The organism is Pseudomonas sp. 2822-15, assembly GCF_002742515.1.
GTDB classification, from domain to species: domain Bacteria; phylum Pseudomonadota; class Gammaproteobacteria; order Pseudomonadales; family Pseudomonadaceae; genus Aquipseudomonas; species Aquipseudomonas salomonii.
The window spans coordinates 1-2357 of record NZ_LJRY01000440.1 but is presented as its reverse complement, the minus strand read 5'-3'; the positions used below and the strand labels follow the sequence as shown (position 1 = coordinate 2357).

Below are 2357 nucleotides of genomic sequence, written 5' to 3'. Positions count from 1 at the left end.
GTAAGCGGCCAGCGAACACACCTTCAGAAATCCGGAATTAAGGGCGATGGTGTCCGCCTATTTTTAAGCGGACGCGATCACCCTTATCGCCAGGATTCTCATGCGCCAACGAAGCTCTTACCCCAAACCCTTCAAGGCCCAGGTCGTGCAGGAATGCCTGCAACCAGGCGCCACGGTGTCCAGCGTCGCCATCAGCCATGGCATCAACGCCAACGTCATCCGCAAGTGGCTGCCGATTTACCGGGACAAACCCGTCGCGCCACTTCCCGCGTTCGTACCGCTGCAACCGATACCTAAAAGGCACGCTGATGAAGCGGTGGTTATCGCACTGCCGCTGGGCGACAAATCCATCACGGTCAAATGGCCCATCTCCGACCCGGACGGCTGCGCACGTTTTATCCGCAGCCTCTCGCAATGATACGCATCGACGCCATCTGGCTAGCCACCGAGCCCATGGACATGCGCGCCGGCACCGAAACTGCGTTGGCCCGCGTGATCGCTGTGTTCGGTGCGGCGAAGCCGCACTGCGCTTATCTGTTCGCCAACCGCCGGGCCAACCGGATGAAGGTGCTGGTGCACGATGGCGTGGGCATCTGGCTTGCCGCGAGGCGTTTGAACCAAGGCAAGTTTCACTGGCCTGGCACTCATCGCGGCTTGGAAGTCGGGCTCGACGCTGAACAACTTCAAGCGCTGGTGCTCGGTTTGCCATGGCAGCGAGTTGGCGCTAACGGCACAATCACAGTGATTTAGCCTTGCTTTTCAGCTGTGGCAGGTGGATCGCTTTGGTAAAATCCACGACATGACTTCCTCGCCCAATCTCGACCAAATGACACCCGAACAACTGCGCGCACTCGCTGCGCAGTTGCTGTCGAAGGTCGACACCATGGGCCGAAAAATCCATCGTGACGAGACGATCATCGAGCAGCTCTCTTACGAGATTGCCATCCTCAAGCGCCACAAGTTCGCCAAGCGCAGCGAGCAGATAAGCCCAGCGCAAGGCAGCTTGCTGGATGACTTGCTCAACACCGACCTTGAGGCTATCGAGGCAGAACTGAACGCGCTTCGTCCCGCCCCAACGTCGGACGAAACCCGCCAAAAGCCCAAGCGCGCGCCGCTGCCGCCGCAGTTCCCACGTACCGTCATTCGTCACGAGCCAGAAAACACCCAGTGTGTCTGCGGGTGCCAGCTTCAGCGCATCGGCGAAGACGTCAGCGAGAAGCTGGATTACACACCTGGCGTGTTTACCGTTGAGCAGCATGTACGTGGAAAGTGGGCCTGCCGACAGTGCGAAACACTGATCCAAGCACCGGTGCCGGCCCAAGTGATCGACAAGGGCATCCCGACCGCAGGCCTACTGGCGCATGTGATGGTAGCCAAATTCGCTGATCATCTGCCGCTGTACCGGCAAGAAAAGATCTTTGGCCGTGCAGGCCTGGCGATCCCGCGTTCAACGCTGGCTCAGTGGGTGGGCCAAACTGGCGTACAGCTACAACCGCTGGTGGATGCACTGCGCGAAGCGGTGCTGGCTCAGCGAGTCGTGCATGCCGATGAAACGCCGGTGCAGATGCTGGCGCCCGGAGAGAAGAAGACGCATCGAGCTTATGTCTGGGCTTATTGCACGACGCCGTACTCGACCCTCAAGGCGGTGGTCTACGACTTCAGCCCGAGCCGCGCCGGCGAACATGCGCGCAACTTCCTGGGCACCTGGAACGGCAAGCTGGTCTGTGATGACTTCGCGGGTTACAAGGCCAGCTTCGACCTGGGCATCACCGAAATCGGCTGCATGGCGCATGCCCGCCGTAAGTTCTTCGACCTGCATGTAGCGAACAAAAGCCAGTTGGCCGAACAAGCGCTGCACTCAATCGGCGGGCTGTACGAAGTCGAACGGCAGGCCAAAGACATGAGCGATGAAGAACGATGGCGATTACGCCAAGAAATAGCGGCGCCCATTGCACAGAAGTTACATGAGTGGATGCTGGCTCAGCGCGACCTCGTGCCCGAGGGCTCGGCCACGGCCAAGGCTCTGGATTACAACTTGAAACGCTGGGTAGCGCTGACGCGCTACCTGGATGATGGTGCCGTCCCCATCGACAACAACCCGGTGGAGAACACGATCAGGCCATGGGCGCTTGGGCGCTCTAATTGGTTGTTCGCCGGGTCTCTGCGCAGTGGCAAACGAGCGGCAGCGATCATGAGTTTGATCCAGTCGGCACGCATGAACGGGCATGATCCGTACGCGTATCTCAAGGATGTACTGACGCGATTGCCGACGCAGAAAGCTAGTGAGATCGAGCATCTACTGCCGCATCAGTGGATGCCTGGCTGATCTACGCAAGGCGTATTCCCCGTACGCTTAC

At 59.5% G+C, this 2357-nt stretch carries 3 protein-coding genes; all 3 read left to right on the top strand.

Annotated elements, in window-relative coordinates; translation table 11 throughout:
• Nucleotides 1-100: 100 nt before the first annotated feature.
• From AOA59_RS31745 to AOA59_RS31735, 3 genes are read left to right on the top strand one after another with little or no spacing between them, the layout of a single operon-like run.
• Nucleotides 101-418, top strand: coding sequence for a transposase (locus AOA59_RS31745; RefSeq protein ID WP_158235292.1), 318 nt, complete (start codon nt 101-103; stop codon nt 416-418).
• Nucleotides 415-750 carry an IS66 family insertion sequence element accessory protein TnpB gene (gene tnpB / locus AOA59_RS33320; protein WP_158235291.1) on the top strand — a complete coding sequence of 112 codons (336 nt, stop codon included), beginning with the start codon at nt 415-417 and terminating at the stop codon, nt 748-750. Before AOA59_RS31745 ends, tnpB begins: the two co-directional genes overlap by 4 nt.
• A 49-nt stretch (nt 751-799) precedes the next feature.
• Nucleotides 800-2326 carry an IS66 family transposase gene (locus AOA59_RS31735; protein WP_099490152.1) on the top strand — a complete coding sequence of 509 codons (1527 nt, stop codon included), beginning with the start codon at nt 800-802 and terminating at the stop codon, nt 2324-2326.
• Nucleotides 2327-2357 lie beyond the last annotated feature (31 nt).

Excerpts from the sequence above, each read along its gene's own strand:
- AOA59_RS31735 (WP_099490152.1), top strand. The coding sequence starts at position 800 with ATGACTTCCTCGCCCAATCTCGACCAAATGACACCCGAACAACTGCGC.
- AOA59_RS31745 (WP_158235292.1), top strand. The coding sequence starts at position 101 with ATGCGCCAACGAAGCTCTTACCCCAAACCCTTCAAGGCCCAGGTCGTG.
- tnpB (WP_158235291.1), top strand. The coding sequence starts at position 415 with ATGATACGCATCGACGCCATCTGGCTAGCCACCGAGCCCATGGACATG.